At 58.3% G+C, this 26,084-nt stretch carries 18 protein-coding genes and 1 pseudogene; 7 read left to right on the plus strand and 12 right to left on the minus strand.

The features are described 5' to 3' along the window. Positions 1 to 43 precede the first annotated feature (43 nt). The 3 genes from lon (at position 44) to ppiD (ending at position 4,976) form a co-directional block, all read left to right on the plus strand. Complete coding sequence (gene lon / locus PG900_RS01780) at positions 44 to 2,398, plus strand: endopeptidase La (RefSeq protein ID WP_011705882.1); 2,355 nt, start codon at positions 44 to 46, stop codon at positions 2,396 to 2,398. A 240-nt stretch (positions 2,399 to 2,638) separates the two neighbouring features. Continuing rightward, positions 2,639 to 2,911, plus strand: coding sequence for a nucleoid-associated protein HU-beta (gene hupB, locus PG900_RS01785; protein ID WP_005315375.1), 273 nt, complete (start codon positions 2,639 to 2,641; stop codon positions 2,909 to 2,911). A 151-nt stretch (positions 2,912 to 3,062) separates the two neighbouring features. Next, positions 3,063 to 4,976 (plus strand): peptidylprolyl isomerase, encoded by a 1,914-nt coding sequence (gene ppiD / locus PG900_RS01790; RefSeq protein WP_270800784.1) that lies wholly within the window; start codon positions 3,063 to 3,065, stop codon positions 4,974 to 4,976. A gap of 226 nt (positions 4,977 to 5,202) precedes the next feature. Here ppiD and PG900_RS01795 read toward each other — a convergent pair whose 3' ends face one another. From PG900_RS01795 to PG900_RS01815, 5 genes are all read right to left on the minus strand, one after another. Beyond that, positions 5,203 to 6,795: an ABC-F family ATPase gene (locus PG900_RS01795; RefSeq protein ID WP_011705884.1), complete on the minus strand. Its 1,593-nt coding sequence runs from the start codon at positions 6,793 to 6,795 to the stop codon at positions 5,203 to 5,205. A gap of 234 nt (positions 6,796 to 7,029) precedes the next feature. Further along, a complete protein-coding gene (locus PG900_RS01800; protein ID WP_017408234.1) occupies positions 7,030 to 8,685 on the minus strand; it encodes a cation acetate symporter in 1,656 nt (551 codons plus the stop codon). After that, positions 8,682 to 8,993, minus strand: coding sequence for a DUF485 domain-containing protein (locus PG900_RS01805; RefSeq protein WP_270800786.1), 312 nt, complete (start codon positions 8,991 to 8,993; stop codon positions 8,682 to 8,684). Before PG900_RS01805 ends, PG900_RS01800 begins: the two co-directional genes overlap by 4 nt. 109 nt (positions 8,994 to 9,102) lie before the next feature. Further along, positions 9,103 to 9,729 (minus strand): 3'-5' exonuclease, encoded by a 627-nt coding sequence (locus PG900_RS01810; RefSeq protein ID WP_270800788.1) that lies wholly within the window; start codon positions 9,727 to 9,729, stop codon positions 9,103 to 9,105. A 2-nt stretch (positions 9,730 to 9,731) separates the two neighbouring features. After that, positions 9,732 to 11,519, minus strand: coding sequence for a putative nucleotidyltransferase substrate binding domain-containing protein (locus PG900_RS01815; RefSeq protein ID WP_270800790.1), 1,788 nt, complete (start codon positions 11,517 to 11,519; stop codon positions 9,732 to 9,734). A gap of 176 nt (positions 11,520 to 11,695) precedes the next feature. On the opposite strand from PG900_RS01815, the gene PG900_RS01820 reads away from it, so the two are divergent. Continuing rightward, entirely contained in the window at positions 11,696 to 12,502 is an 807-nt protein-coding gene (locus tag PG900_RS01820; protein ID WP_270830783.1) for a crotonase/enoyl-CoA hydratase family protein, read from the plus strand. Between the two features lie 414 nt (positions 12,503 to 12,916). After that, a complete protein-coding gene (locus PG900_RS01825; protein ID WP_270830784.1) occupies positions 12,917 to 13,168 on the plus strand; it encodes an ogr/Delta-like zinc finger family protein in 252 nt (83 codons plus the stop codon). A gap of 247 nt (positions 13,169 to 13,415) precedes the next feature. On the opposite strand, the gene PG900_RS01830 is transcribed toward PG900_RS01825, so the two are convergent. The 5 genes and pseudogenes from PG900_RS01830 to PG900_RS01850 all read right to left on the minus strand — a co-directional run bounded on the left by PG900_RS01830 (position 13,416) and on the right by PG900_RS01850 (position 20,222). Then, complete coding sequence (locus tag PG900_RS01830) at positions 13,416 to 14,405, minus strand: hypothetical protein (protein WP_011705929.1); 990 nt, start codon at positions 14,403 to 14,405, stop codon at positions 13,416 to 13,418. After that, a complete protein-coding gene (locus PG900_RS01835) occupies positions 14,392 to 16,881 on the minus strand; it encodes a hypothetical protein (protein WP_270830785.1) in 2,490 nt (829 codons plus the stop codon). The genes PG900_RS01830 and PG900_RS01835 overlap by 14 nt, the downstream gene beginning before the upstream one ends. A gap of 67 nt (positions 16,882 to 16,948) precedes the next feature. Then, positions 16,949 to 17,413, minus strand: coding sequence for a hypothetical protein (locus tag PG900_RS01840; protein ID WP_270830786.1), 465 nt, complete (start codon positions 17,411 to 17,413; stop codon positions 16,949 to 16,951). A gap of 255 nt (positions 17,414 to 17,668) precedes the next feature. Next, positions 17,669 to 18,631: pseudogene (locus PG900_RS01845) on the minus strand (replication endonuclease); the annotation flags it as partial. A 91-nt stretch (positions 18,632 to 18,722) separates the two neighbouring features. Then, a complete protein-coding gene (locus PG900_RS01850) occupies positions 18,723 to 20,222 on the minus strand; it encodes an alanine/glycine:cation symporter family protein (protein WP_011705934.1) in 1,500 nt (499 codons plus the stop codon). A gap of 314 nt (positions 20,223 to 20,536) precedes the next feature. Here PG900_RS01850 and PG900_RS01855 point away from each other — a divergent pair, with 314 nt between their 5' ends. Both PG900_RS01855 and PG900_RS01860 read left to right on the plus strand, forming a co-directional pair. After that, on the plus strand, positions 20,537 to 20,974 hold the full coding sequence (locus tag PG900_RS01855) for a GNAT family N-acetyltransferase (protein WP_270800796.1): 438 nt from the start codon (positions 20,537 to 20,539) through the stop codon (positions 20,972 to 20,974). Between the two features lie 18 nt (positions 20,975 to 20,992). After that, a complete protein-coding gene (locus tag PG900_RS01860; protein WP_024943952.1) occupies positions 20,993 to 21,802 on the plus strand; it encodes a zinc-dependent peptidase in 810 nt (269 codons plus the stop codon). 82 nt (positions 21,803 to 21,884) lie between these two features. Here the strand turns inward: PG900_RS01860 and PG900_RS01865 are convergent, their stop codons facing one another. Continuing rightward, positions 21,885 to 22,481, minus strand: coding sequence for an acetate uptake transporter (locus PG900_RS01865; RefSeq protein WP_011705937.1), 597 nt, complete (start codon positions 22,479 to 22,481; stop codon positions 21,885 to 21,887). A 684-nt stretch (positions 22,482 to 23,165) separates the two neighbouring features. Continuing rightward, complete coding sequence (locus PG900_RS01870) at positions 23,166 to 26,066, minus strand: DUF748 domain-containing protein (RefSeq protein ID WP_270830787.1); 2,901 nt, start codon at positions 26,064 to 26,066, stop codon at positions 23,166 to 23,168. Positions 26,067 to 26,084: the final 18 nt, after the last annotated feature.

Raw genomic sequence — 26,084 nt, forward strand, 5'->3', positions numbered from 1 at the left:
GCCAAGCGCTTTGCCAACGGTATAACAAGCCGAGAGGACATATATGAACCTAGAGCGTTCAGAACGCATCGAGATTCCCGTCCTGCCTCTTCGTGACGTGGTGGTTTACCCCCACATGGTCATTCCACTCTTTGTGGGGCGGGAAAAATCCATTCGCTGTCTGGAAGCGGCCATGGAGCAGGACAAGAAAGTTCTGCTGGTGGCCCAGAAGGATGCGTCAACCGATGAGCCGACGGTGGAGGAGATCTTCTCCGTCGGGACAGTGGCCAATATTCTACAGATGCTCAAGCTGCCCGATGGCACCGTCAAGGTGCTGGTGGAAGGGGGCCAGCGTGCCCGTCTTGAGCGGATGATCGACGACCGGGACTTCTTCGTTGGCGAGGCGCAGTACATCGCCTCCAAGGCGATTGAGGAGAAGGACCAGGATGTGCTGGTGCGCTCCGCCATCGGTCAGTTCGAAGGCTATATCAAGCTCAACAAGAAGATCCCGCCCGAGGTGCTCACCTCGATATCGGCGATCGACGATGCGGCGCGCCTGGCCGATACCATGGCTGCCCACATGCCGCTCAAGCTCGAAGACAAGCAGAAGGTGCTGGAAATCGCCTCCGTGTCCGAGCGCATCGAGTTTCTGATGGCCATGATGGAGTCGGAGATTGACCTGCTGCAGGTCGAGAAACGCATCCGCTCCCGGGTCAAGAAGCAGATGGAGAAGAGCCAGCGCGAGTACTACCTCAACGAGCAGATGAAGGCCATCCAGAAAGAGCTGGGTGAGCTGGAAGACAGTCCGGATGAATTCGAAGCCCTCAATCGCAAGATTGAAGAGGCCGGCATGCCGGAAGATGCCCGTGAGAAGGCGCAGGCCGAGCTGGCCAAGTTGAAGATGATGTCGCCCATGTCGGCCGAGGCCACCGTGGTGCGCAGCTACGTCGACTGGATGGTACAGGTGCCGTGGAAGGCGCGCTCCAAGGTCAAGAAAGACCTGGGCAAGGCGCAAGAGGTGCTGGATGCCGATCACTATGGCCTGGAGAAGGTCAAGGATCGCATTCTCGAGTATCTGGCGGTGCAGGCGCGCGTCAACAAGCTCAAGGGCCCCATCCTCTGTCTGGTAGGGCCTCCCGGCGTGGGCAAGACCTCGCTCGGTCAGTCCATCGCCAAGGCGACCGGTCGCAAATACGTGCGCATGGCGCTGGGCGGGGTGCGTGACGAGGCGGAGATCCGCGGTCACCGCCGTACCTACATCGGCTCCATGCCCGGCAAGCTCATCCAGAAGATGGCGAAAGTCGGGGTGAAGAACCCGCTGTTCCTGCTCGATGAAATCGACAAGATGAGCTCGGACATGCGTGGCGATCCCGCCTCAGCCCTGCTGGAAGTGCTGGATCCCGAGCAGAACAACAGCTTCAACGATCACTATCTGGAAGTGGATTATGACCTGTCGGACGTGATGTTCGTGGCCACCTCCAACTCCATGAACATCCCGGGTCCGCTGCTGGACCGGATGGAAGTGATCCGCCTCTCCGGGTATACCGAAGATGAGAAGCTCAACATCGCCAAGCAGCATCTGGTCTCCAAGCAGATCCAGCGCAACGGCCTGAAAGAGTCCGAGATCACCATCGAGGATTCCGCTCTGGTCGGGGTGATCCGCTACTACACCCGCGAGGCGGGGGTGCGTAGCCTGGAGCGCGAGATCTCCAAGATTTGTCGCAAAGCGGTCAAGCGCATCCTGCTGGACAAGAGCATCAAGCATGTTCAAGTCAATCAGGCCAACCTCAAGGAGTTCCTCGGGGTGCAGCGCTTTGACTACGGCAAGGCCACCGACCAGAACCAGGTGGGTCAAGTGTGTGGTCTGGCGTGGACCGAAGTGGGGGGCGATCTGCTCACCATCGAGACCACCAACATGCCGGGCAAGGGCAAGCTCACCTACACAGGTTCCCTGGGTGACGTGATGCAGGAGTCCATCCAGGCCGCCATGACGGTGGTTCGGGCCCGTGCCGAGAAGCTGCGCATCAATGCCGACTTCTACGAGAAGCGCGATATCCACGTGCACGTACCGGAAGGGGCGACCCCGAAAGACGGTCCGAGCGCCGGTATCGCCATGTGTACCGCCCTGGTCTCCAGCTTGACCGGTAATCCGGTTCGTGCTGATGTGGCCATGACGGGGGAGATCACCCTGCGCGGCGAAGTGCTGCCGATTGGCGGTCTCAAAGAGAAGCTGCTGGCCGCCCATCGCGGTGGCATCAAGCGGGTGCTGATCCCGAAAGAGAACGAGCGTGACCTCGAGGAGATCCCGGACAACGTCAAACAAGACCTTGAAATCTATCCGGTTCGCTGGATTGACGAGGTGCTGGAACTGGCGTTGCAGGACAATCCACAAGGGTTTGAGCGCGTTTCTGTCGTGTAAATGTTGATGCGCCGCAAATTTGGCGCATTCGGGGGGTGGTTAAGGCTTGCATGCGCCGGATAACGGAAGTAGCCTTGACCACCGATCGGGTACTCATGATGAGTCGCAATGCGTGATGTGGCGCGGGTTTGCGCTAGATTGTCACTTGCAACTGATCAGGAGGCTTGCTATAAAACCTCCACTTGTTGTGGCCAGGGAAATCGGCGCCGCAGCGATGTTCGATAAAAGGGGAATATAAGAGTGAATAAATCTCAACTGATTGACAAGATTGCAGACGGTGCTGATATCTCCAAAGCCGCTGCTGGCCGTGCGCTGGATGCTTTCATTGACGCCGTAGGTGAAGCCCTGAAAGAGGGTGACCAGGTTGCTCTGGTAGGTTTCGGTACTTTCGCCGTGCGCGAGCGTGCTGCCCGTTCTGGCCGTAACCCGCAAACTGGCGCGACCATCGAAATCGCCGCTGGTAAAGTTCCTGCCTTCAAAGCCGGTAAGGCCCTGAAAGACGCTGTCAACTAAGCCGGGCGCTGATATCACATCGGCCACCGTCCTTGGTCACAGACCAGACAAGTGAGAGGGCTCTCCCTCATACTGATTGACCAAGGCGCATCGCAATCGGTGCGCCTTTTCATTATTTACGCCCATCGAGTTCGGGAGCATAAGTACAAACATGATGTTGGATAAACTACGCGAAGGGGCGCAGGGCAAGGTAGCCAAGGTTATCTTGGGCCTGATCATCCTCTCCTTTGCCTTGGCCGGTGTAGGTAGCTACCTCAACGGCCCGGCTCGTACCGCCCCCGCCACCGTCAACGGCAATGACATCAGCTCCGCTGCGCTGGAAAATGCCTATCGCAACGAGCGGGCCCGCATGGAATCCCAAATGGGGGAGTCTTTCAGCCAGTTGGCCGCCAATCCTGACTACATGAAGCAGTTCCGCCGTGGCGTGCTGGACCGTCTGATCGATCAGGCTCTGTTCGACAGCAAGGCTCGTGAACTGGGTCTGCGCGTCAGCGATGAGCAGATCAAGCAGGCCATCGTCGCCATGCCCGAGTTTGCCGAAGATGGCAAGTTCAACAACGATCGCTATCTGCAGCTGATCCGCCGCGCTGGCATGACCCCGGAGATGTTTCGTGACTCCCTGCGCCAGGACATGGTTCGCCAGCAACTGATGGGCGCCCTGCTGGGCACCGAATTTGCACTCAAGGGCGAAGCCGAGCAACTGGACAAGCTCTACAACCAGACTCGCGATCTGCGTCTGGTGCGTCTGGCCGCATCTGCCTATCTGGGGGACGTGAAAGTCTCCGATGAAGAGGTGGAGCAGTACTACAAGGCCAACAGCAGCCACTTCATGAATGATGAGCAGGTCAAGGTTGACTACCTGCTGCTGGACGCCGCCACCCTTGGCAAAGACGTCAAGGTGAGCGAGCAGGATGCCCAGGATTACTACGATCAGCACCAGGATCTGTTCCAGCGTGCCGAGCGTCGTCATGTGGCTCATATCCTGATCCCGTTCGGCAAGGACGAGAAAGCCGCCGAGCAGAAGGCCGAGGCCGTGCTGGCCAAAGCCAAGGCCGGTGACAATTTCGCCGCGCTGGCCAAGGCCGACTCCTCCGATACCTTCTCCGCCAAAAAAGGCGGCGAGCTGGACTGGTTCGAGAAAGGGGTGATGGATCCGGCGTTCGAGAAGGCCGCGTTTGCACTGACCAAGGCCGGCGATCTCTCCACCGTGGTGAAGAGCCCGTTCGGTTTCCACGTCATCAAGCTGCTGGGGGTTGAACCGGCCCAGACCAAGCCGTTTGCCGATGTGAAAGCAGAGACCATCAGCCGTCTGCAGGCGGACAAGGCCAAGGAGCTGTTCTTTGCCGAGCAGCAGAAGATGGCCGACAGCAGCTTCGAGAACCCGGATTCGCTGGACTTGACCGCCGACACCATGGGTCTCAAGGTGCAGTCCACCGGTTACTTCAGCCAGGCTGATGCACCGGCACCGCTGAACGATCCCAAGGCACTCTCCGCCGCCTTCTCCGAGCAGCTGCGCGATGACAACACCAACTCCGACGTGATCGAGCTGGCGGATGGCAAGGCGCTGGTCATGCACATCACCGGTCACCAGCCGAAAGCGGCCAAACCGCTGGCGGAGGTGAAAGACCAGGTGATTGCAGCCATCAAGCACGACAAGGCCAGTGAAGTGGCCCGTGGCAAGGCGCAGGGTCTGCTGGACAAGCTCAAGGCTGGCGAGAATATCCAGGCCGAGCTGACCGCGCTGGGTCTGAAGGTGGAGAATCATGACGGGGTAGCCCGCTTCGCTCAGGATCTGGATCAGAACCTGGTGGCGCAGGCCTTCCGCATGCCTCATCCGATTGACGGCAAGCCGAGCGTCGAGCTGGTGACCGAAGCCAATGGCGACCGCGTGGTGGTGGCCCTGGACAAGGTGACTGTCGCCAAGGAGCCGTCCGGCATGGCCAAGCTGCTGCAAGGCCAGCTGGGTCAGGGCAAGGCTCAGGTAAGCTACAAGTCTCTCATCGACGAGCTGCGCAAGTCTGCCAAGATCGAGTACTTCACCGATGTGGAAGCCACGGTCGAATAAGTCGAACCGATCCCAATCCATGTGAAAACGGCCCCTTGATGGGGCCGTTTCTTTATCTGCGAGGCGCCGTTCGGTCTCCTTGCTGGAGGGATGACAATCCAGTCCTGGCAGGGGGAAGGGCATATGGCGCACGGGATGTTCCGCATCGTCCAGCAGAATCACAGGCATAAAAAAACCGGCACTGAGGTGCCGGTTTTCATTGACGGGATATGCGAGCAGGAGGGGGTTATACCACGCCCTGGGTGCGCAGGTAATCCTCGTAGGTGCCGCCGAAGTCGCGGATGCCATCTTCAGTCAGCTCCAGGATGCGGGTCGCCAGGGAGGAGACGAACTCACGGTCGTGGGAGACGAAGATCAGGGTGCCCTTGTACATCTCCAGCGCCAGGTTCAAGGATTCGATGGATTCCATGTCCAGGTGGTTGGTCGGCTCATCCATGATCAGGATGTTGGGGCGCTGCATCATCAGCTTGCCAAACAGCATGCGGCCCTGCTCACCACCTGACAGCACCTTGACCGGCTTCTTGATGTCGTCCTGGGAGAACAGCAGACGGCCCAGTACGGAGCGTACCGCCTGCTCGTCTTCGTTCTCCTGTTTCCACTGGGCCATCCAGTCGAACACGTTGAGATCAGTGTCGAAGTCCTCGGCGTGATCCTGGGCGTAGTAACCGATCTGGGCGTTTTCGGACCACTTGATGGTGCCGGTGTCCGGTGCCAGCGCGCCTACCAGGGTTTTGATCAGGGTGGATTTACCGATACCGTTGGTACCCAGAATGGCGACCTTCTCACCCACTTCCAGCATCATGTTGAGGCCCTTGAACAGCGGGGCCTCGCCATAGCCTTTGGAGACGCCTTCGATCTCCAGGATGTTGCGGTAGAGCTTCTTCTCCTGCTCGAAGCGGATGAAGGGGTTCTGCCGGCTGGAGACCTTCACTTCCTCAATCTTGATCTTGTCGATCTGCTTGAGGCGGGAGGTGGCCTGGCTGGACTTGGAGGCGTTGGCGCTGAAACGCGACACGAAGGATTGCAGATCGGCGATCTGGGCCTTCTTCTTGGCGTTGTCGGCCAGCAGGCGCTCACGGGCCTGGGTGGCGGCCGTCATGTACTCGTCGTAGTTGCCTGGGTAGACGCGCAGCTCGCCGTAGTCCAGATCCGCCATGTGGGTGCAGACGGAGTTCAGGAAGTGACGGTCGTGAGAGATGATGATCATGGTGCTTTCACGATCGTTGAGCACCTGTTCCAGCCAGCGAATGGTGTTGATGTCCAGGTTGTTGGTCGGTTCGTCCAGCAACAGAATGTCGGGGTTGGAGAACAGCGCCTGTGCCAGCAGCACCCGCAGTTTCCAGCCCGGTGCTACTTCGCTCATCGGGCCGTTGTGCTGCTCGATGGGAATGCCGGCACCCAGCAGCAGCTCGCCTGCGCGGGATTCGGCGGTATAGCCGTCATACTCGGCGACCAGACCTTCCAGCTCGGCGGCCTTCATGTAGTCATCGTCGGTCGCTTCCAGGTTGGCGTAGATGGCATCGCGCTCGGCGATGGCGGCCCACAGCTCGGTGTGACCCATCATGACCACGTCCAGTACGCGCATCTCTTCGTAGGCGAACTGATCCTGACGCAGCTTACCGATGCGTTCGTTGACGTCCAGGCTCACATTACCGCCAGTGGGCTCCAGATCGCCGCCGAGGATCTTCATAAAGGTGGACTTGCCACAGCCGTTGGCACCGATAAGGCCGTAGCGGTTGCCGCCGCCAAACTTGACGCTGATGTTCTCAAACAGCGGCTTGGCGCCGAACTGCATGGTGATGTTGTTACTCGAAAGCACTGGAATGTCCCGGTTGATCTGTCAAATGGCGCGTATTATGGCACAGATCCCCCGAAAGTTTTAGCAAGAACTGTGATCCGGGCCTATTGCAGAGGGGATAGAGAGGGTGGTGCTGTGCGCTCGCGCCCCCGGCGGCGATGGCCGCGTCGATCCGATTGCAACGGGCGCTGACTACTGCCTGTCGGTATAAAAAAAGCCGGCCCTGGGGCCGGCTTGCAACCGTCAATCGAAGGTTCAGTGGGAGCTGGCGCTGGCTGCCCCCAGTCCGGTCTGGGAGCGGACGAACTGCGGGAAGAATTTGGCGTGCTCGTCGAGCGCATTTTGCGACTTGTCGGTGACCGAGAACAGCCAGATCCCGACGAAGGCCACCGCCATGGAGAAGAGGGCGGGGTACTCGTAGGGGAAGATGGCCTGAGCATGGCCCAGCACCTTCACCCACACGGTCGGGCCCAGGATCATCAGGCTGACCGCGCTCACCAGCCCCAGCCAGCCGCCGTAGACGGCGCCGCGAGTGGTCAGGCGAGACCAGAACATGGAGAGGAACAGTACCGGGAAGTTGCAGCTGGCGGCGATGGAGAAGGCCAGCCCCACCATGAAAGCGATGTTCTGCTTCTCGAACAGGATGCCCAGCCCGATGGCCACCACCCCCAGCACCACAGTGGTGTACTTGGAGACGCGCAACTCGTCGGCTTCGTTGGCCTTGCCCTTCTTGATGACGCTGGCATAGAGATCGTGGGAGACCGCAGAGGCACCGGCCAGGGTCAGCCCGGCCACCACCGCCAGTATAGTGGCAAACGCCACGGCGGAGATGAAGCCGAGGAACAGGCTGCCGCCCACTGCATCGGCCAGGTGGATGGCGGCCATGTTGGTGCCGCCCAGCAGGGCACCGGTGGCGTCCTTGAAGTCCGGGTTGGTGCTGACCAGCAGGATGGCGCCAAAGCCGATGATGAAGGTCAGGATGTAGAAGTAGCCGATAAAGCCGGTGGCATAGAACACGCTTTTGCGCGCTTCCTTGGCGTCACTCACGGTGAAGAAGCGCATCAGGATGTGGGGCAGGCCGGCGGTACCGAACATCAGGGCCAGACCCAGCGAGATGGCGGAGATGGGATCGGCGACCAGGCCGCCCGGGCTCATGATGGCGATGCCCTTCTCATGCACCTTGACTGCTTCACTGAACAGGGTGCCGATGTCGAAGTTGACCGACTTCATCACCATGATGGCCATGAAGCTGGCACCGGAGAGCAGCATCACCGCCTTGATGATCTGCACCCAGGTGGTGGCCAGCATGCCGCCGAACAGCACGTAGAGCACCATCAGAATGCCGACCAGCACCACGGCCACATGGTATTGCAGGCCGAACAGCAGCTCGATCAGCTTGCCGGCGCCCACCATCTGGGCGATCAGGTAGAGGGCGACCACCACCAGCGAGCCGCTGGCGGAGAGGGTGCGCACCTCGGTCTGCTTGAGGCGGTAGGAGGCCACGTCGGCAAAGGTGTACTTGCCGAGGTTGCGCAGCCGCTCCGCGATCAGGAACAGGATGATGGGCCAGCCCACCAGAAAGCCGATGGAGTAAATCAGGCCATCGTAGCCGGAGGTGTAGACCAGCGCGGAGATGCCGAGGAAAGAGGCGGCGGACATGTAGTCACCGGCGATGGCTAGGCCATTCTGGAAGCCGGTGATGCGCCCGCCGGCGGCGTAGTAGTCGGAGGCCGAGCGGTTGCGCTTGGAGGCCCAGTAGGTGATGAACAGGGTGGCCGCCACGAAGATCACGAACATCACGATGGCCGAGATATTGAGCGGTTGGCGATGCACCTCGCCGGTCAGCGCATCGGCTGCCAGCAGGGGGGAGGAGGCCAGCGTGGCCAGCAACAGCAGAGACTTGCCTTTCATGATTGGGCTCCCTTGAGGATCTTCTGGTTCAGTTCGTCAAACTCGCCGTTGGCCCGAAACACATAGATGCCGGTCAACACGAAGGAGGAAAGGATCAACCCCACGCCGACCGGGATGCCGCGGGTAATGGTGGAGCCTTCGCTCAAAGGGGTGCCCAGCCAGCCGGGGGCGAAGGCGATGAGCATGATGAAGGCCAGATAGAGCCCCAGCATCAGGATGGAGAGGGACCAGGCAAAGCGCTGGCGCTTGGCGACCAGCTCCTGGAAGGTGGGATCTTGCTGGATCCGAAGATACGGTTGCTGTTCCATTGCAGTGCTCCATGACATTGAGTGTCGGCGGTGAATGAAGGGAGGTCCCTACCGAGCAGCAGGGCTGCTCATGTAAGCAAAATGTGAATCAAATGTTATTTGTGGACAATTAGACTTTGGGATAAGCCAGTAGCCCGCCCCGGGTGAGGCGCAAGAAGATGAGGGCGGCGGTGATGGCGTCACTTAGGGCGTCGTGGGCGGGCAGGGCCGGCAGGCCCAGGTGGCTGCTGATGGCGGCCAGATGCAGGTCGATGGCGGCATCGGGGTAGCGGCGATAGAGGTGATCGTGGTATAGCCGGCTCACCTCTATCCCTCGCTGTGCCAGGGTCAGCCCCCAACATCGCTGGCAGGCGAGGTTGAGGATCCGCAGGTCGTAGGCGATGTGATACCCCACCAGTTCGCGCGGGCCGATAAAGGCCAGAAGCAGGCGCAGCGCGGCCTCCAGCGTCATGCCCTGTTGCAGATCCTGATGGCGCAGGCCGTGGATCACCACCGAATGTTCGCTCAGGCTGGCCGGCGCTTGCACCCGGATGGACAGCGCCTCGCCGGTCAGCACCCGGTTGCCCTGGATGCGCACCGCGCCGATGGCGACGATCTCGGCCTGGGCGGGATCCAGGCTGGTGGTCTCGAAGTCGAGGGCCACCCACTCGTCGGCGGGTGGGTCGGCATAGAGCGGGGCAAACGCCGGGTCTTGAACGCGGCGGCCATGCCAATGACGGCGCAGGCGGCTCAACATGGCTACTGCCTCAGACGAAAGTGCAAGGTGAGCCACTGCTGGAACTTCTTCACCTGATGCAGCGCCTGGCGCAGCAGATCCCGCTCACCGTGGCTAAGGTCATTGACCTGCACCCGGCTCTCCCCCTCCTTGAGTTGGCTGCGCAGCCGCAAGCGGACGAACAACCGGAACGCCTCCGCCAGATTGTCGCCAAAACCGGTACTGAGCCGCCCGGCCGCCACCAGCGCCTCGATCCGTGCCAGGGTAGAGGTCTCCAGAATGGCGGCTTCCAACGCCAGCATGCGAATGCCGTGTACCAGCGGGAAGAGGCCGCCACGTTTCAGATCCAGTCCCTCTGGCGCCCGCTCCAGGCGGCCAAACAAGGTGAGCGGCGCATGGAAGGCCACCGCCGGTCGCACCATCTCCGCCAGCAGATCTCCCCGCTCGGCCAGCTGATCGCGCAACTTGCGGGCAAGAGGGGGGAGCAGACCGCGATCCCCGGCGATGGGGTGGGCGTCGGCCAGGGTAGCGAGCCAGAGCAGGTCTGCTTCACTGGCCTCGACGCAGGCCCGCTCGATCTCCTGCAGCCAGAGCGCCAGCGGCTTCACCCAGGCCGGATTGTTGACCATCACCCGGCCGGGGCAGGGTGGGTAGCCGAGCCGGGCCAGCAGATCGCTGAAGGCGGCCAAATCGGCCTGCCGGGTCGGCCAGTGCAGGTCGGCGGGCAGGATCAGGGCATTGTCCTGATCGGTTTTGAGGATCTGCTCGCCGCGCCCCTCCGAGCCCAGCATCAGCAGGCAGACCCGCTCCTGCACCGCAGGCGGGATCACCAGGGCAAAGGCCTTGGCGATCAGCTGCTCGTTGATGGTGGCGATGAGCTTCATCAAAAAGGCGGTGTGGATCCCCTGGCCGAACAGGGAGCGGGTCAGCTGTTGCTGCTCCCGGGCGACCGCTTCCAGCGCCGGCAGGGTGTCGGCGCGGGCGATGCGCAGGGTCAGCACATGGGAGTGGGTGGAGAAGAGACCGAGCACCTGGGTCAGGTGCAGGATCCCCGCCACCTCCTGCCCCTGCCAGACCACCAGCCGCTTGATGCGATGACGGGTCATCAGCAGCAGGGCGTCGAACAGATAGCTGTCCAGTGGCAGGCCGATGAGCGGGGTCGGATCCAGTACCGCCAGCGGCGTCGTCAGTGGCAGTCCCTTGAGCGTCAGGGCGTGCAGCAGGGTTTTGCGGGTCGCCAGACTCAGGCTGCCATCCGTGGCCGGGTAGAGCAGGCAGTCGGTGCCCTTGGCCACCATGGCCTCGGTGGCAGCCAAGAGCGACAGGCGGCTGTCGACGATGAGCGGCGGCTGCAGATGACCGGGCTCGATGCGGGTCAGGATGAACTCCGCCAGATTCTTCTGTCCCAGCTGGGCGCGCTGCTCCTGCTGTTGTTGCCGCTGTGCCAGGCTGGCGGTGAAGTAGCGGGCGAAGGCGGGATTGCCCTCGCACAGCTCGATGAAGGTGGCTCTGGGGATCAGCTGGCAGAGCAGATCTTCCAGCGCACTGAACTGGTGGCGGCAGTGGCCGTCGAACTGGGCGCGCACATCGAACAGATCCCCCTCGCCATAGTCGCCAAACTGGTGATGGGGGCTCGACTCCTCCACCGCCCCCTTGAGGACGAGATAGAGGCCGGGGGGCGCATCACCTGCCTTGAGCACTGGCTGGCCGGCGCGAAAGTAGCAGATGGAGAGGTGCTGCTCGAGCCGTTGGCGCTCCTCTGCGCTCAAGCAGTCAAACGGCGGGCGGGCAAAGTTGAACAGGCTGGTCATGGCAATCCTTGGCCGGTGGCGTCAAGCCAGTCTGACAAAGCGGCGCCTGACCAGCCAGCCGACTTTAGTCGCACGCGCCGTGGCAGTGGGAAACCGGGCTCCTCGCTGTACCTGGCGATAACACTCTGATAACGTGGTGGTATGACCAGTGTGAGCTCAGGAGAGGACAGGGGAAAATGGAAAAACCAAGGGTCAAATGCGAGGTCCGGGACGGCATCGCCGAGGTGATGCTGGCACGGGGCGACAAGCTCAATGCGTTGGACAGGGCCATGTTCAGCGCCATCGACGAGGTACTCGACCAGCTGCGCCAGCACAAGGGGCTGCGGGCGGTGATCCTGCACGGGGAGGGGCGGGCTTTTTGTGCCGGGCTGGATGTGAAATCCATGCTGAAGCAGCCGGTGGCGGCGCTCGAGATTTTAAAACGCGAGGCGGATGAAGCCACCAACCTGGCCCAGCGGGTGGCTTATGGCTGGCATCAGTTGCCGGTGCCGGTGATCGCCGTGACCCAGGGGGTCTGCTTTGGCGGTGGGTTGCAGATTGCGCTCGGCGCCGACTTTCGCTTCAGCACCCCTGATTGCCGCTTCTCGGTGATGGAGATCAAGTGGGGCATCATCCCCGACATGAGCGGCAGCGTCACCATGCGCAACCTGATGGGGGTGGATACCGCCATGGAGCTGGCCATGAGCGGACGCGAGCTGCCGGCGCCGGAGGCCAAGTCCCTCGGGCTGGTGAGCCGGGTCTGCGACGACCCGCTGGCCCAGGCGCGGGAGTTCGCGAGAACCCTCATCACCAAGTCACCGGACGCGCTGGCGGGGATCAAGCAACTCTACAACCAGGCCTGGGCCCGCAGCGACGAGGCGATGCTCAAAGAAGAGACCCGGCTGCAAAAGCAGATCCTGGGTCGGCCGAATCAGTGGCGCGCCACCCTCAACAGCCTGTTTCGCTGGCGCCTGCCGTTCGGGCCGCGCCGCAATGCGCTCTGACAGGCAGGGATAAACAAGAAATGGTATCGATCTGGTGCCAAGGCTATTGAGGGCCCCCAGCATCTGATCAAACGGTTCTGGTTTCCTTTCCTTATCCGCGGGTTGGGCTCATCGGTGATGCCGAGGCCCAGCAGGTAGGTGTGCCCCAGGTAGGCGAATTGCTCGATCGGCTCGATGGAGCAGAACGGATACTGGCCGTTCTGGTTGTAAGTAGATGAGATCCCGATTTGGGCAGAGGATGGTGAACCGCTTGTGCTGGTCATCGACCTCAGCGGTTTTGAGCGCTTGCAGGGGGGCCGTAGTTGGACCCGCGATTGTGATCGGTCTAGATGACGGCAGTGTAATAGGTCGGATCCTAGGCCTCAGAGTTTTCTGTGGCAAGACAGGCTGTTGATTTGAGTAGTAAAGGGGGCAATGCGGGTTTATTGCAAAGTGTGTGGCCAGCGAGGCCGCATTACCAAGGCCAACCGACTGAGCGATGATGTCTCGGATCTCTGCTGCCAGTGCACCGATGCCGAGTGTGGCCACAGCTGGGTGGCCACCTTGTCGTTCGCCCACACCCTAAGCCCTTCGGCCAAGACCACCAATCAGCTGGTACTCAGCTTGATGGGGTCGCTCACGCCAGAGGGGCGGCAGTTAGTATTGAAAGGATTGGGGGCGCAGTAGCCCCCTTGTTCGTTACACTCTATATCGTAATAAAATTTTTCATGTTGTTTCGTCGCGACCTAATATCGGAAAATCAAAAACGTAAAATGCAAAGTGAGAAACGAGAAACGCATTTAGCGCCTGAGTAATTTTGCATTGTTATGTATGCCATGCAATCAATAAACGTAATCATCTACGACTATTTCTTGCTCACACCTGGCATTCATCAGACTTTCGCGTACTGCATTGCAGCCTTCGAAGCAGCTAATCAACGATTGTAGCAATAATCGATGATTTCATCGAATCCCACCTCCTCATGCACCAGCCTTTCCTCCAATTCGTTAAGGTGTGCAACATTAGGTAATTCATCAGTTACCGATATTTTAATCGAGAATTTGGCATTGTAACCTCTACCAATCCTCGAGAGCTCACTGCTGAGCTGGTTCAAAATATTGTCTCTGAGCAAAAGTTGGTTTCGTCGAAAGCGGATAAGGCGGTGACAATCGAAGAAGTCTGAACGCTTTTTCGAGTCATACTTTCTACCGTTCCAGCCAGTTCTTCGAGTGGCACGATACAAAACCTGATCTTGCATATCTCTCCACACACGAAAATCGAAATAGCTGGTTGGATTCGGGTTCTCGTATGTTGCCTGAGAGTAAAAGTTAGCATCCCCAAGTTGGTTTTTGTCAAGGACTGCCAAAGTCCTGTTCTGTGTGGACAACATGCGTTTGATTGGTGTGGGAATGTCGAAACGCATTACTTTGGTCTCATCCAAGATACGTATTTCTCTTGGAAGTTTCTCGTCCTCTTGATTCCAGTGTCTTTCCCATCTTTTGGGTACCCACTGAATATTTACACCACAGAAGCGTATAACGCCACATGAGCTGATTGAATGTATGTGGATTTCTTCTTGCTCTGTATCCTCATGAAGGAAGAAGTACGCTTTCCCGGACCATATTAGCGACTGAGCAATATCCTTAACTACGTTATTTATTGACTCGTCAATCGTATATGGTGCGTATCTCGTATTATCATTGCCAAGTAGCTTTCGCATTAGTTTGTCATCATTCGACACGATTGCGAAGACATTTCCGTTTCGATGATTTATTAAATCAAAGAATCGCGTAAAATCTTCGTCAAACATTTGACGATTGAAATTAGGCCTCTCTTGAACGCTCTTAATAAAGAGCTTGTCAATTAACCCAAGGTCTGCCTCATGATGGTACCAAAGTAAAGGTTCGGCCCTAAATATTTTCATTCTGAACCTCTTTACCTTCCTCTTGCAACCGGCGAGTAAGATTAGTGATACGGTAGTCTATCTCGAAGTCTATTGGGCCGAGTTGCGGCAGGACATGTTTTGCGAAAAACAAGTGAGACGCATCGGAATGCGTCATCAAGAATTCCCTCACAATTTTGTTTGGGTGTAGCTTCCCTCGCATCATTCCCATTTTGACCTCAAAACCATCGCGCCTTGCACGCTGTTCAAACGATATTTTCCAATTAATTCTGATTAGATCTCGCGGTGATGTGCTCATACTAAAATTGTGCGGGTTTGATAGGAGTATCATTCTCTTGAAGTACTGCTGCTTGTCATTGACGTGCTCAATCCAAGCATCGAACTTCTCTATTGCACCCGCAGATAACTTTTTGTTGTCGAAGTATGCCCCGTAAAGAATGGCAAAGCCTAAGACCGAAGCCAAATCATTGATCACTGTTGAAATGAGATGAAATCTGAACTCATTGCTTACATCCAGCGATGGGTCCACAAATCTCGAATCTGCCGCAAGAATCGCAAGGGACATGAATGTCGGTAGAACCTTATCCAGCTTGCTTATATCATTTTGCTCAAGAGCACTTATACATGCTTCGGCAAGCTCGAAGTAAATCTGCCCAAAATGGTCTGGCAGTTCATCGTTGTGTTTTTGTTCGAAAATATGTCTAACCATGGTTCCATTGCCGAGCCTGGTAATTGCAACATCTCGGGCAGAGGAAAGCTGCTGAGTCATATCTGCAGTGTTTATCTCCGGTAGTTTGTACTGATCTTGGGTGTAGTGCTCATATTCATAATACCGCTCCAAGAGCTCGGTAATATTGTCGAACCATCTTGGTAGTTTCCAATGACTATGTAAGCTTGCTAGGACAACTTGTGTTGCGGACTCGGACATATTGAGTTTTGATAGTGAGTCCACAAAGTCTGGAAGCAAACTTTGGTAAAAGTCGCATACTGCAGGTAGAACGTTCGCATAGTGCTGCAACAATCTCTGGACTGCCAATTGCTGGACGTATTTTGGCTTGGATAGGCGTTTCCCTTCGACCATTTTCTCAAATTCAATACGTTCGACGATAAGGGCGAGATCTACTTGCAAAGAGGCGGGTAGACGGCGTAGAGACTGCTCGGTCCACTCGTCCTTCTCAAAGAATGTTTTCAGTTCTTTCTCAAAGGTAATTATTCCGCGTAGTGTTTCTAAACAGAGATTGCTCCCTAGTGCAGCCCATATGTCAGCAATACCAATCTGCGCCTTCATTGAAATGTCATCAGCCATGGGATTCAATGAGGCGAAAGCCTGTTCAATTATGCCCTTGAATCTCTTAATCTCTTGCATGCCAATATCGAATTGAAACCGTGCAGCATAAGCTGGAATTCGAGTCGAAAAGCGAGCTATGAGTTTTAATGCGAGATCAAGGTCTCCGATTTTAAATGCGAGTTCAATATGGCCAGCCAATCTGTCGATAATCTCGTTTTCGAGCCATTGATAATCAGGTTTTTCTTCAATTAGCTGTTGCTGGCTACTCATCTTAAGTGCCATCGAAGTGGCTGTGTCATCCGCAAAAAACCATTGCTTATGCTTGCGCCGTCTTGGAAACCAATAGCTTTCCTGGTCTATTGAGTGTTTTCGTTGAAGGTAATGAAAAAGCAAAGCAGTATAGTCGTCGGTCAACGCAGGAAGGTTATCTTCTAAACCTTCATTGCTAGATTTTACACGTTCATCAATATATGAGAGTTGTTCAAGACCTAGTCTTGCAGCCTTTGAATGATGGTTAGCTAAAGAAATTGAATTATTATGGTTTGAAGCACCTTCAATATGACGCACAATGTTGGGAAGTATTTCACTATGAACTAGAATGTTTAGGTCAAAGAAATTAAATAATCTCTGGCCCAATGGAAATAAAACCAATGTGCTCAACAGAGTCAAAATAGTACCACTGACATAAACGAAAAGGCCGGGTTCTAAACCAAACAAAGGTAAGGCTGTTGCGGCTAAACAGAACATAGCTGAAAAAACCAAAACTCGAGAGTAGACGCTACCGACTTGCTCGTTAGTGAGCATTTGGATGATATCCCGGCGAAGCCTAGTGTAACCAGCGCTCAGTATAATGCCAATTGTCGCAAAATAGATTGAGAATATTGCAGTGAGCAGTTGGGCGTACAGTCTGAGCTGATCGATATTAAATTTTTTGTCTTCTTCGCTAAGTAGTGGGAGAGAAGATAGGTTGTTATTGGTGAGATGTTCAACCAACATTAAGATTGCCAACCACAAAATAACCCAAAGCAAGCCTTTCACGCCACCCCATATAAAAGAGCCTAAAATGCGAGTATTTCCCTTTGTTTTTGAGGCGGAGGATCTTATCTTGTACGCGCTGCGCTCGAAGGAAAAACTAATTTTCCCTAACCTTGCTAGGAACTTCCAAAACCAGGATTTGGAACTCACCCAGATTTTAAATCTGTCAATCAAAAAGCTCTCCTGTTATATGTTTATATCCAATCTATGTTATAAAACGTTGCGCTTGTTGAATCATTGGTTAGACGCTTTTACCTCGCCTGAACCCAGACCAAATTAGTGAGGCAATAAGTGAACCTACAATTCCTAAACCAAACCCGATGAGTCGTTCCTGCCAAGCACTTGAAGCTGCTCGTTCGGCTTGTAGTCTCAATATTGAGTCGACAACATCTCGATCAGCGTTAACCATGGGTTTAAGGGTTTCTTCTTCTTTTTTTAGTGAATTAATGGCTTCTTCTGATTGTCTTAGTTGTTCTTTTTGAGTTGCAACAAATGTGGATAAGTTATTTATACTTTTTTGAACTTCGGTAAGGGTCTCCATTTGAGATTCAAACGTCAGGCTCTCTTTTTTGAACTGCGCTTTCTCATATGCTTGGTAAAAAGAAACGCCAATGCTGAGTAAGCCAGCTAACAAGGCAACAATCATTTTCAGTCGTTCTACACGGCTTTCAGCTAGGACACGTGAGATTTCTTGTATTAGTGACATTTGCAAATCCTACTTGTGGTGCTGAACAGTAATTAGATGGACGGAGGTATTAATCCGTTAATATAGCCTTCTGTATAGCCCCACCACGCCCTCATAACTAATAGTAAAAAACCTCTTTTAGAACATGATATTACCAGTGTATCTCATATGTCTAGGTGTATTCGTTTGGCTTCTTTTGGCGTTACCTCTGCCGCTGAGTAAAAACACAACCAAGGAGTGGCGACGAAAAACACCACCAAGCATTCGGTGTGTTGTTCATACCCACTCACCGCTGTAGTCATCCTGTTGCCACTCCTGTGTGTCCAGCCCCTCCAATACCCGCCACATTTCTGACTGATAGGGCTGTGGCAGCATCTCAATCCATTGGTGTGTCCCTGCATGGCCTTGTGCCTGGTACACCTTGCCGCATAGCTCAACCAGCATCGGCCAGTCCGGATCGCCTTCCGGCACCGCGTATTCATCCGGCTGGTCCTGTTCGGCAGGCCACACTCCTTCTGGCTGCCAATCCGGTTCTCTTGGGAGCGATCGACTCGACTGCACCTGTCCGTTCTCCAACCAGAGGGTGAAGCCGTCCACAGTGACGTTGGAACCCGCCCTCAATCGGTCAATGGAGAAGGATGATAACCCCCATTGTTCCTTCATGATCTGGTCTGCGAAGGCATCAGGATCTGGCCGCGTACAGTTATTGTCAGAGCTCCAAGGTGCCGGGCTGTCGCCCGTCTTAACCCCAACTTCCCTCGCTGCAGCCTCGGCGGCTTTCCTGGCTTCATGGGTGCCGGCAGGCACGACTTCCCACCCTTGCAGGCGGGTCTTGATGCCCAGGCGAGCGGAGGTAATGCCCATCAGGCGTTCGCCATGGCTGTTGGCCTGCTCCTCGATAAGGTGGGCCAGCTTGATGGGGGGTCGGCACGGGTGGCCAGTGCGCCGCCCATGGCGTGCGGGTAGCAGCGAAAGATGCCGTTATCCGCGGCAAAGCGGGCCGCCTCAAAGCGCGGGTCTTGCAGCACTGGCTTGGGCGGGCCAACCATATCGGCATGCTTCTTGGCGTTGCTGATGCGGGGCAGCTCGCGCCAGACCCCCGACCGGTGTGCCGCCGATCTGCTGGAAGGTGCGAATGCCCCACCAACTGGCCCAGGCCACGGCATGCAGGGCGCCCTCATCGGCGGCAGTGCCAGCCTCTTCGTCATCGTCCAGGTAGGCGCCGTCGATGCTTTTGGCTCTCAACTAATTGAGTTGATACAACTTATTGAAATTAAAGAAACAAAAATGGCAGCCGAGGCTGCCATTTTTGTTGGGGAGTGGTGCGCGATCAGGAGATCTTGCGATCCTGGTCCGGTTCGAAGGGGTGACCGGATTTTTCCTGCTCCAGGTTGTCTTCGGAGCGATGACCGGCCCAGTAGTCGGCGTTCTTGATGCCGAGTTTCTCCGGGTGGAACACCGGATCCAGCCCCTTGGCTTGCTGCGCTTCATAGTCGCGCAGGCAGGCAAAGGCGGTCTTTTGCAGCAGCAGGATGGCGATGATGTTGAGCCAGGCCATCAGCCCGACGCCTATGTCACCCATGCCCCAGGCGAGCTCGGCGGTTTTCACTGTGCCATAGACGGTGGAGGCCATCAGAGTCAATTTCAGCACGAAGGTCAGCCAGGGACGGTTCACCTTGCGGTTGATGTAGGCGATGTTGGTTTCTGCGATGTAGTAGTAGGCGACGATGGTGGTGAAGGCGAAGAAGAACAGCGCGATGGCCACGAACATGCTGCCAAAGCCAGGCATCATGCTCTCCATGGCGGTCTGCACGTAGCCCGGGCCTGCAGCCACGCCGGCGATGCCGGTGTAGAGGGCGGCGCCGTCCGGTCCCTGCACGTTGTAGAGGCCGGTGATGAGCAGCATGAAGCCGGTGGCGGAGCAGACGAACAGGGTGTCGATATAGACCGAGAACGCCTGCACCAGGCCCTGTTTGGCCGGGTGACTTACTGCGGCGGCAGAGGAGGCGTGCGGCCCGGTACCCTGACCCGCTTCATTGGAGTAGACCCCGCGCTTGACCCCCCACATGATGGCCAGACCCAGAATGGCGCCAAAGCCGGCATCAAAGCCGAAGGCACTCTTCCAGATCAGCAGGATCACGCCGGGCAGGGCGTGGATGTTGAGGGCGATGATGACGCAGGCGACGATGATGTAGCCGAGCGCCATGAAGGGCACCACGGTACTGGCGAAGTTGGCGATGCGCTTGACGCCGCCGAAGATGATGAAGCCGAGCAGCAGTGCCAGACCGGCGGCGGTGACGTTCGGATCGATATCAAACGCGGTCTGCAGGCTGGCGCCGATGGAGTTGGCCTGCACCCCCGGCAGCAGCACGCCGCAGGCAAAGATGGTGGCGATGGCGAACGTCCAGGCGTACCACTTCATGCCGAGCCCTTTCTCGATGTAGAAGGCCGGGCCGCCGCGGTATTCGCCGTTGATCTTCTCCTTGTAGACCTGGCCCAGGGTGGACTCCACGAAGGCGGAGCTGGAGCCGAGGAAGGCCACCATCCACATCCAGAACATGGCACCCGGGCCGCCGAAGGTGATGGCGGTGGCGACGCCGGCGATGTTGCCGGTACCTACCCGGCCGGCCAGGGTCATGGCCAGCGCCTGGAAGGAGGAGACACCCGCATCCGTGCTCTTGCCATCAAACATCAGCCGGATCATCTCCTTGATGTGACGCAGTTGCAGGAAGCGGCTGCGCAGGGAGAAGTAGAGGCCTACCCCCAGACACAGATAGATGAGCGCCGGGCTCCAAATCACACCATTGATGGCATTGACGATCTCATTCATGTACAACAACTCCTTTGTTGTGCTGTCTTGTTGGCGGGGTCTGTGCCCCGCTCCCTCAAATTGGTGGTGACCCTGGGGTCACTCGTTATGGTGTGGGACGGGTCGGTGGATGTTTCCACTGGCCAGTCCGCGGGTTTTAACATATCGATTTGTGCTGGGGCTTCCCAGCGAAATATGTTGTTATCTTGTTAATTTGTGAATTGACATTAACAAATGGCCGGTGCAACTGGACAGAATGCGGTGCCGGCCCGGTATCATCTCCTCTTTCATCGGCGTTCTGCGGCGGGAGAAGGAGAGCAAAATCAAGGCCAAGGATGAAGATGGAGCAAGAAATAGCGATGATCCGCCCGGTGTGTGCCGAGGATACGGCCGCCATGGCCGACCTGTTCGGCCAGCTGGGTTACCCGGTCAGCCCGCAGGTGCTGGGCGAGCGCTGGCTGGTGCAAGATCCGGCCCGCGAGGTGCTGGTGGCCTGCCTGGGGGAGGAGATAGCAGGCGTGCTGGTGTGGCACTGGCTGAGCCCGCTGCACGTTGCACCAGCGTGGGGCCTGATCTCGGCGCTGGTTGTCGATGAGGGTGCAAGGGGACGCGGCGTCGGCGCCGCCCTGCTGGTGGCGGCAGAGGAGCGGGCGCGAGCGCTGGGTTGCAGCCAGCTGGAGCTCTCCAGCAGCCTCAAGCGGGAAGGGGCCCATCGCTTCTATCTGGCGCAAGGATATGTCGAGCGTCCGAAACGGTTTGTGAAAACAGTCTGATCAGCAAGAGGAGTCTGCGTGTTCTGGTCCCGCTTACGAAGTGTGTTTGGTGGTGCGTCCCGGCAAGATGACAATGGGCCTGGCGCGCTGGAGTGGCAGCAAGCCTTGGCTGCGGTGCCCATTTTGCAGGGTTTTTCCCGGGAGGAGGAGCAGACCCTGATCGGGCTGGCACAGCAGCTGCTGGCCCGCAAGACCCTGACCCAGCTCGGGGTGTCACTCACTTCCCGTCAGCAGGCGGTGCTGGCCCTGCAGGCGGCGCTGCCGATTTTGCATCTGGGGCTCGACTGGTATCGGGGTTTTCACGAGATCATCCTGATCCCCGAGCCGGTGGTGCGCCGCCAGCAGGTGCAGGACGAGTTCGGATTGGTGAGTGAAGTCGAAGAGGAGAACGCCGGCGAATCCTGGCCACAGGGGCCGCTGGTGCTGGCCTGGAGCGAGCTGCAGCAGGACGGGGACTGGGACGGCTTCAATCTGGTGATCCACGAGCTGACCCACAAGCTCGACATGCTGGGGGGGGAGGCCGACGGGGCGCCGCCACTGCCGGCGGGCATGGATCCGCGCCAGTGGAGCGGTGCGCTGCAGGCGGCATTCGATGCCATGCAGGGGCAGCTGGATCGCCACGAGCCTACTGCCATCGATCCTTACGCTGCCTCGCACCCGGCCGAATTTTTTGCGGTGTGCAGCGAGTGCTTTTTTACTGATCCGCTGCGCCTGCGCGACACCTATCCGGCGGTGTACCAGCAATTCACCCGCTTCTTCGGCCAGCAACCGGCCGCGCGTTTTCCTGCCACCCGGCTGCTGGCGGGGGAGCCCGAGTATCACGGCTAGCCGGGCGATCCTGGCAAATCGCGCCCAACAAAAAGGCACCCCGCGGGGTGCCTTTTTCGTGACAGCTGTGTCGGCCGGGTGCTTAGGCAGCGGCTTTGAGCTGAACGGCGGCGGCTTTCTTGTGATCGCCGATGGGCATCACGGTGCGGCCGAACTGCTCGTTGATCACGGTGGCCATGGCCAGGTAGATGGCGCTGGCGCCGCAGATGATGCCTTCGAAACCGGCGATGGTGCCGATCAGGGTGCTGCCGGTGAAGTCACGGGCGGCCAGCAGGAAGAACAGCACGGTCAGGGAGGCGAACACGAACTGCTTCACGCGCGGGTAGTTGACGGTCCCGATCAGCATGAACAGGGTGAACATGCCCCACATCAGCAGGTACCAGCCCATGTAGGCGTGCGGGGTGGCTTCGGCCAGACCCATGGTCGGCATCACCAGCAGGAACACCAGGCTCCACCAGAAGGTGCCGTAGGAGATGAAGGCAGTCACACCGAAGGTGTTGCCGCGCTTGTACTCCATGATACCGGCGATGATCTGGGCCAGACCGCCATAGCACAGGCCCATGGCCAGGATCATGGCGCTGATGGGGAAGAAACCTGCGTTATGGATGTTCAGCAGAATGGTGGTCATACCGAAACCCATCAGACCCAGAGGGGCAGGGTTGGCCAATTTTTCGCTCACGTGGCGTTCTCCAAAAATAGAGGTGGGGGTTGATAAAAGACGCGCGATTTTAGGCAGGCTCTGGGCGCTGGGCAAGGGGGGGAATGGTCGAAACGGTAAAAAAATAACGGGATTTTTTACCCAACTGACCATTCGTGCTATCCAGGTAGATGGCAGGTGAATGAATGGTACGGACAAGGTTGATAAATTGTATTGAGCAGCACGATTCTGAAAGTTTCATACAATTCGGGCGGATGGGCTGAGCAGTGCCGTCAACGGGATGCCCATTGCCAAGCCCGAGTACGTTTGAGGCATAAAAAATGCCCTCATATGCCATCAGACAAGAGGTGTTCATTGCTTGGTTAAGGCAAACGGCCAAGCTGTCTGCTCGCAGCATCGACAAGGTTGAGCAGGGGCCTTTGTGTCGGACTTGTTAGGTGCCGGACTTGTTAGCTGAGACGGTTGAGGGCTTAAACGACCGAAGGCTAGGGGGCTGGGTGAGAAAATCCTGGCCCGATAAGTGGCTGTGTCATCACGCAGGCGTGGCCGTGTGGTGGCTGAATTGCCGAGAGAGCCAGTGGCTGGCTGCTGCAAGGGTAAAGCAAGACTGCGGCGAGATGATGGATTTGGCGATGGGCGCCAGGAGGAGACGAGCGGGCAGGATGAAAGGCATGGCATCCCCCTCATCCTGCTGATGCCACCGGCTCAATCGTCCAGCGTCAGCACCACCTTGGCCTCCTTGTCGGCCTCCTTGACCTGGCTGTCCAGCACGAACAGCCGCTCCGGCGCTATCCCCTGGCGGTCCACCAGAAACTCCTTGGTGTTCTGGGCGCGGCGCATGGCCAGATTGCGCAGGGACTTGGCGGTGATGAGCTGCTGATCCCGCAGCAGGAGCACCGCCTGGGCGCGCAGGGCCGGGCTCTCTTCATCGAGCTTCAGCCGATCGGCCAGATCCCCGAGATCTTCGTTGAAACGGGCCTCATAAGCTTGTGCCAGGGCCGATTGCATGGCGGGGTCCTGCTCCAGCAGCTCGAGGTCCACCGGGCCGCCGGTGATCTTGGCCAGCGCTCGCTCCAGCTTCTGGCGCTGCAGGATGGGTCGCTCCTCGTTGAAGTTGACCTTGCCGCGGATATTCATGCTGAGCTTGGGCCTATCCTTGAGGGCTTGCGCCAGTTTGGCCAGTTTCTCCTGCTGGGTGGGGGTGAGATCCGGCTCACCGGGCAGGAAGGGCAGCTCATCGAGATCCTCGCTGCCGCCCGCCAGGGAGGCGAGCAGCGAGAAGGGGGAGGTGACGGCCTTGCGCAGGGTGTTGCCGAGCACGTCCCAGAAGATGTTGCCGAGGCTGAAGTCCGGCTGATCCAGGTTGCCCTTCACCTTCAGGTTCATCTGGATGACGCCGTTGGCATCGCTCAGCAGGGCGACCGCCAGTCCCAGCGGCAGATCCTTGGCCTGCTCGCTCTTGACCTTTTCCCCCAGCTGCAGCTTCTTGATGGTGATGTCGTTGTCCCCCTCCAGCCGATTGCCCTGCAACTGGTAGTTGAGCTTCATGGAGAGCTGGCCCTTGTCGATGGCATAGCCGGCGTAGGTGCTGGAGTAGGGGGTGAAGGTGGTGAGCTCCAGGTTGTTGAAGGTGACGGCCACGTCCAGCACCGGCTGCTCGATCAGCAGATTGGTGCCGCCGCGGATGGTCACCGGGGCGTAGCGGTCCACCTTGCCGTTGAAGGCCAGCTCGGAGCGCTGGCCTGGGATGTTGCTGATGTGGCGGCTCTGACCGCTGAGGGCCGCGATGTCCACCACGAATTCCGGGCTCAGGCTGCGATCGGCAAAGCGCAGGTTGCCCTGCTCGGTGCGCACCTGGGCGATGCTGACGCGGGGGGCCGGCCCGCTGCTGGCGGGCTTGGCCGTGGCGGGTTGCGGCAGCAGCAGTTGCTGCACGTTGGTGACCCTGTCCTCGTTGATCTCGATGCGGGCGAAGGGTTTGCGCAGCAGGATGTCGTCGATCTTTACCTGCTGGCTGATGCCGTCGTAGTGCAGGCCGCTCAGCTGCAACTGCTCAATTTGCAGCAGGCGCTGGTTGTCGGCCCGATCCAGCACGTTGAGCCGTTCGATATCGAGCCCGCCACTCAACTCCAGCTTGCTCAATGCCCCCTTGGCATCGGTGGCCAGCGCCAGCTTGGTGCGGCTGGCAAGCTGGCCGTCGCGCACGCTGATGCGCAGCAGATCCTGCAGATAGGGCTGGGCCCAGCTGAGCGGCAGGCCCTGTTGCCTGATCTCGCCGTTGAGGCTGAAGGGGGTGAGGGCGAGGTTGCCGTCAAAGTCCAGTTTCGCCTGATTGTTGAGCACCCCGCTCAAGGTCAGCGGACTGCTCTGTCCGCTCTGGCTGCCCAGCGGACCCAGCGCCAGCGTCAGTGCGGAGAGCTCGCGCAGCAGCGGTTTGCAGCTGCTCGATTCGGTCAGCTTGAGCTGGCCCTGCTCGATGTGAGTCTGCTTGAGGCTCCAGCGCCAGGGTTGGTCCGGCGCCGCCGGTTTGGCGGCTTTACTGGTGTTGACCGGCGGCTGGGGGAGCAGCATGGTGGCCAGATCCAGCTGCTGGTTGGCATCGAGCACCGCGCTGACGGCCGGCGCCTTGAGCGCCAGCCGGTCGATCTGCAGCGCCTGCTTGTTGCCGTCGAGTGCGATGCCGGTCAGCGCCAGCTGCTTGAAGCGGGCAAATTCGCCGCCCTTGCGACGCTGGAGCTGCCAGTCATTGAGGGTCAGCTTGCCCTTGGAGAGTTGCCAGCTCAGCCCCTGCTTGCCCTCGGCTATCTGGTAGGTCAGCTCAGCGTTGGCCTCGCCCTTGGCCAGCTTGACGTCGAGATAAGGGGCCCAGAGCGGGGCGAAGGGGGCGAGCGCCAGCTTGCCGAGGCTGATCTTACCCTTGCCGGCGCCGCTCATGATGTCGAACTCACCGCTCGCCTTGAGCGGGCTCTGCTGGTTGAGGGTGGCGGCAAGCGCGAAGGGGTTGGCGCGGCCAGGGACGGTGGAGAAGGTCGGCAGTTGCAGGTCGAGCCCGCTCAGGGTCAGGCTGGGCACCCAGCCGGGGCTGCTCTGCTTGCGGCTGTCCTGATAGATGATGTGACCCTGCTCTGCCGCCAGTTGGTTGATCTGTACCAGCAGGGGGGCCTCGTTGCTGGTGGCGGGCACATCATTTTGCACGAGCAGGCTGGCCAGCGCCTCGGTCAAATTGAAGCGAACGGTTTTGCCTTGATCCGCCAGTCGCACCAGGTTGACGGTTGGCTTGACGAGGCGCGCCTCGTCGAGGATCAGGGCGCGCTGGCGCCAGCTTTCCCCTAGCAAGGGGGTGAGCTGCAGGCGTTCAAAGGCGACGAGGGGCTGCTGCTGGTCATCGAACAGGGTGGTGGGGCCGATGGCGAGGGAGGGGTGGCGCAGGCCGACGTCGATCTCCCCCAGGCTCAGGTGCAGGCCGTAGTGTTTGGCCAGCCAGCTCGGCAGGTGGCGCTGGGTCAGCGTGGGGGCTTGCCATAACAGAATAAGCAGGGAGAGCAGCAGGGCGGCGCAGAGGTAGAGGGCGTAGCGCAGCAGACGGGCACGCAGAGGCTTGGGCATGAGGGTCTCCAATTGATG

This window comes from Aeromonas sp. QDB03, assembly GCF_027707985.1.
GTDB lineage: Bacteria > Pseudomonadota > Gammaproteobacteria > Enterobacterales > Aeromonadaceae > Aeromonas > Aeromonas hydrophila.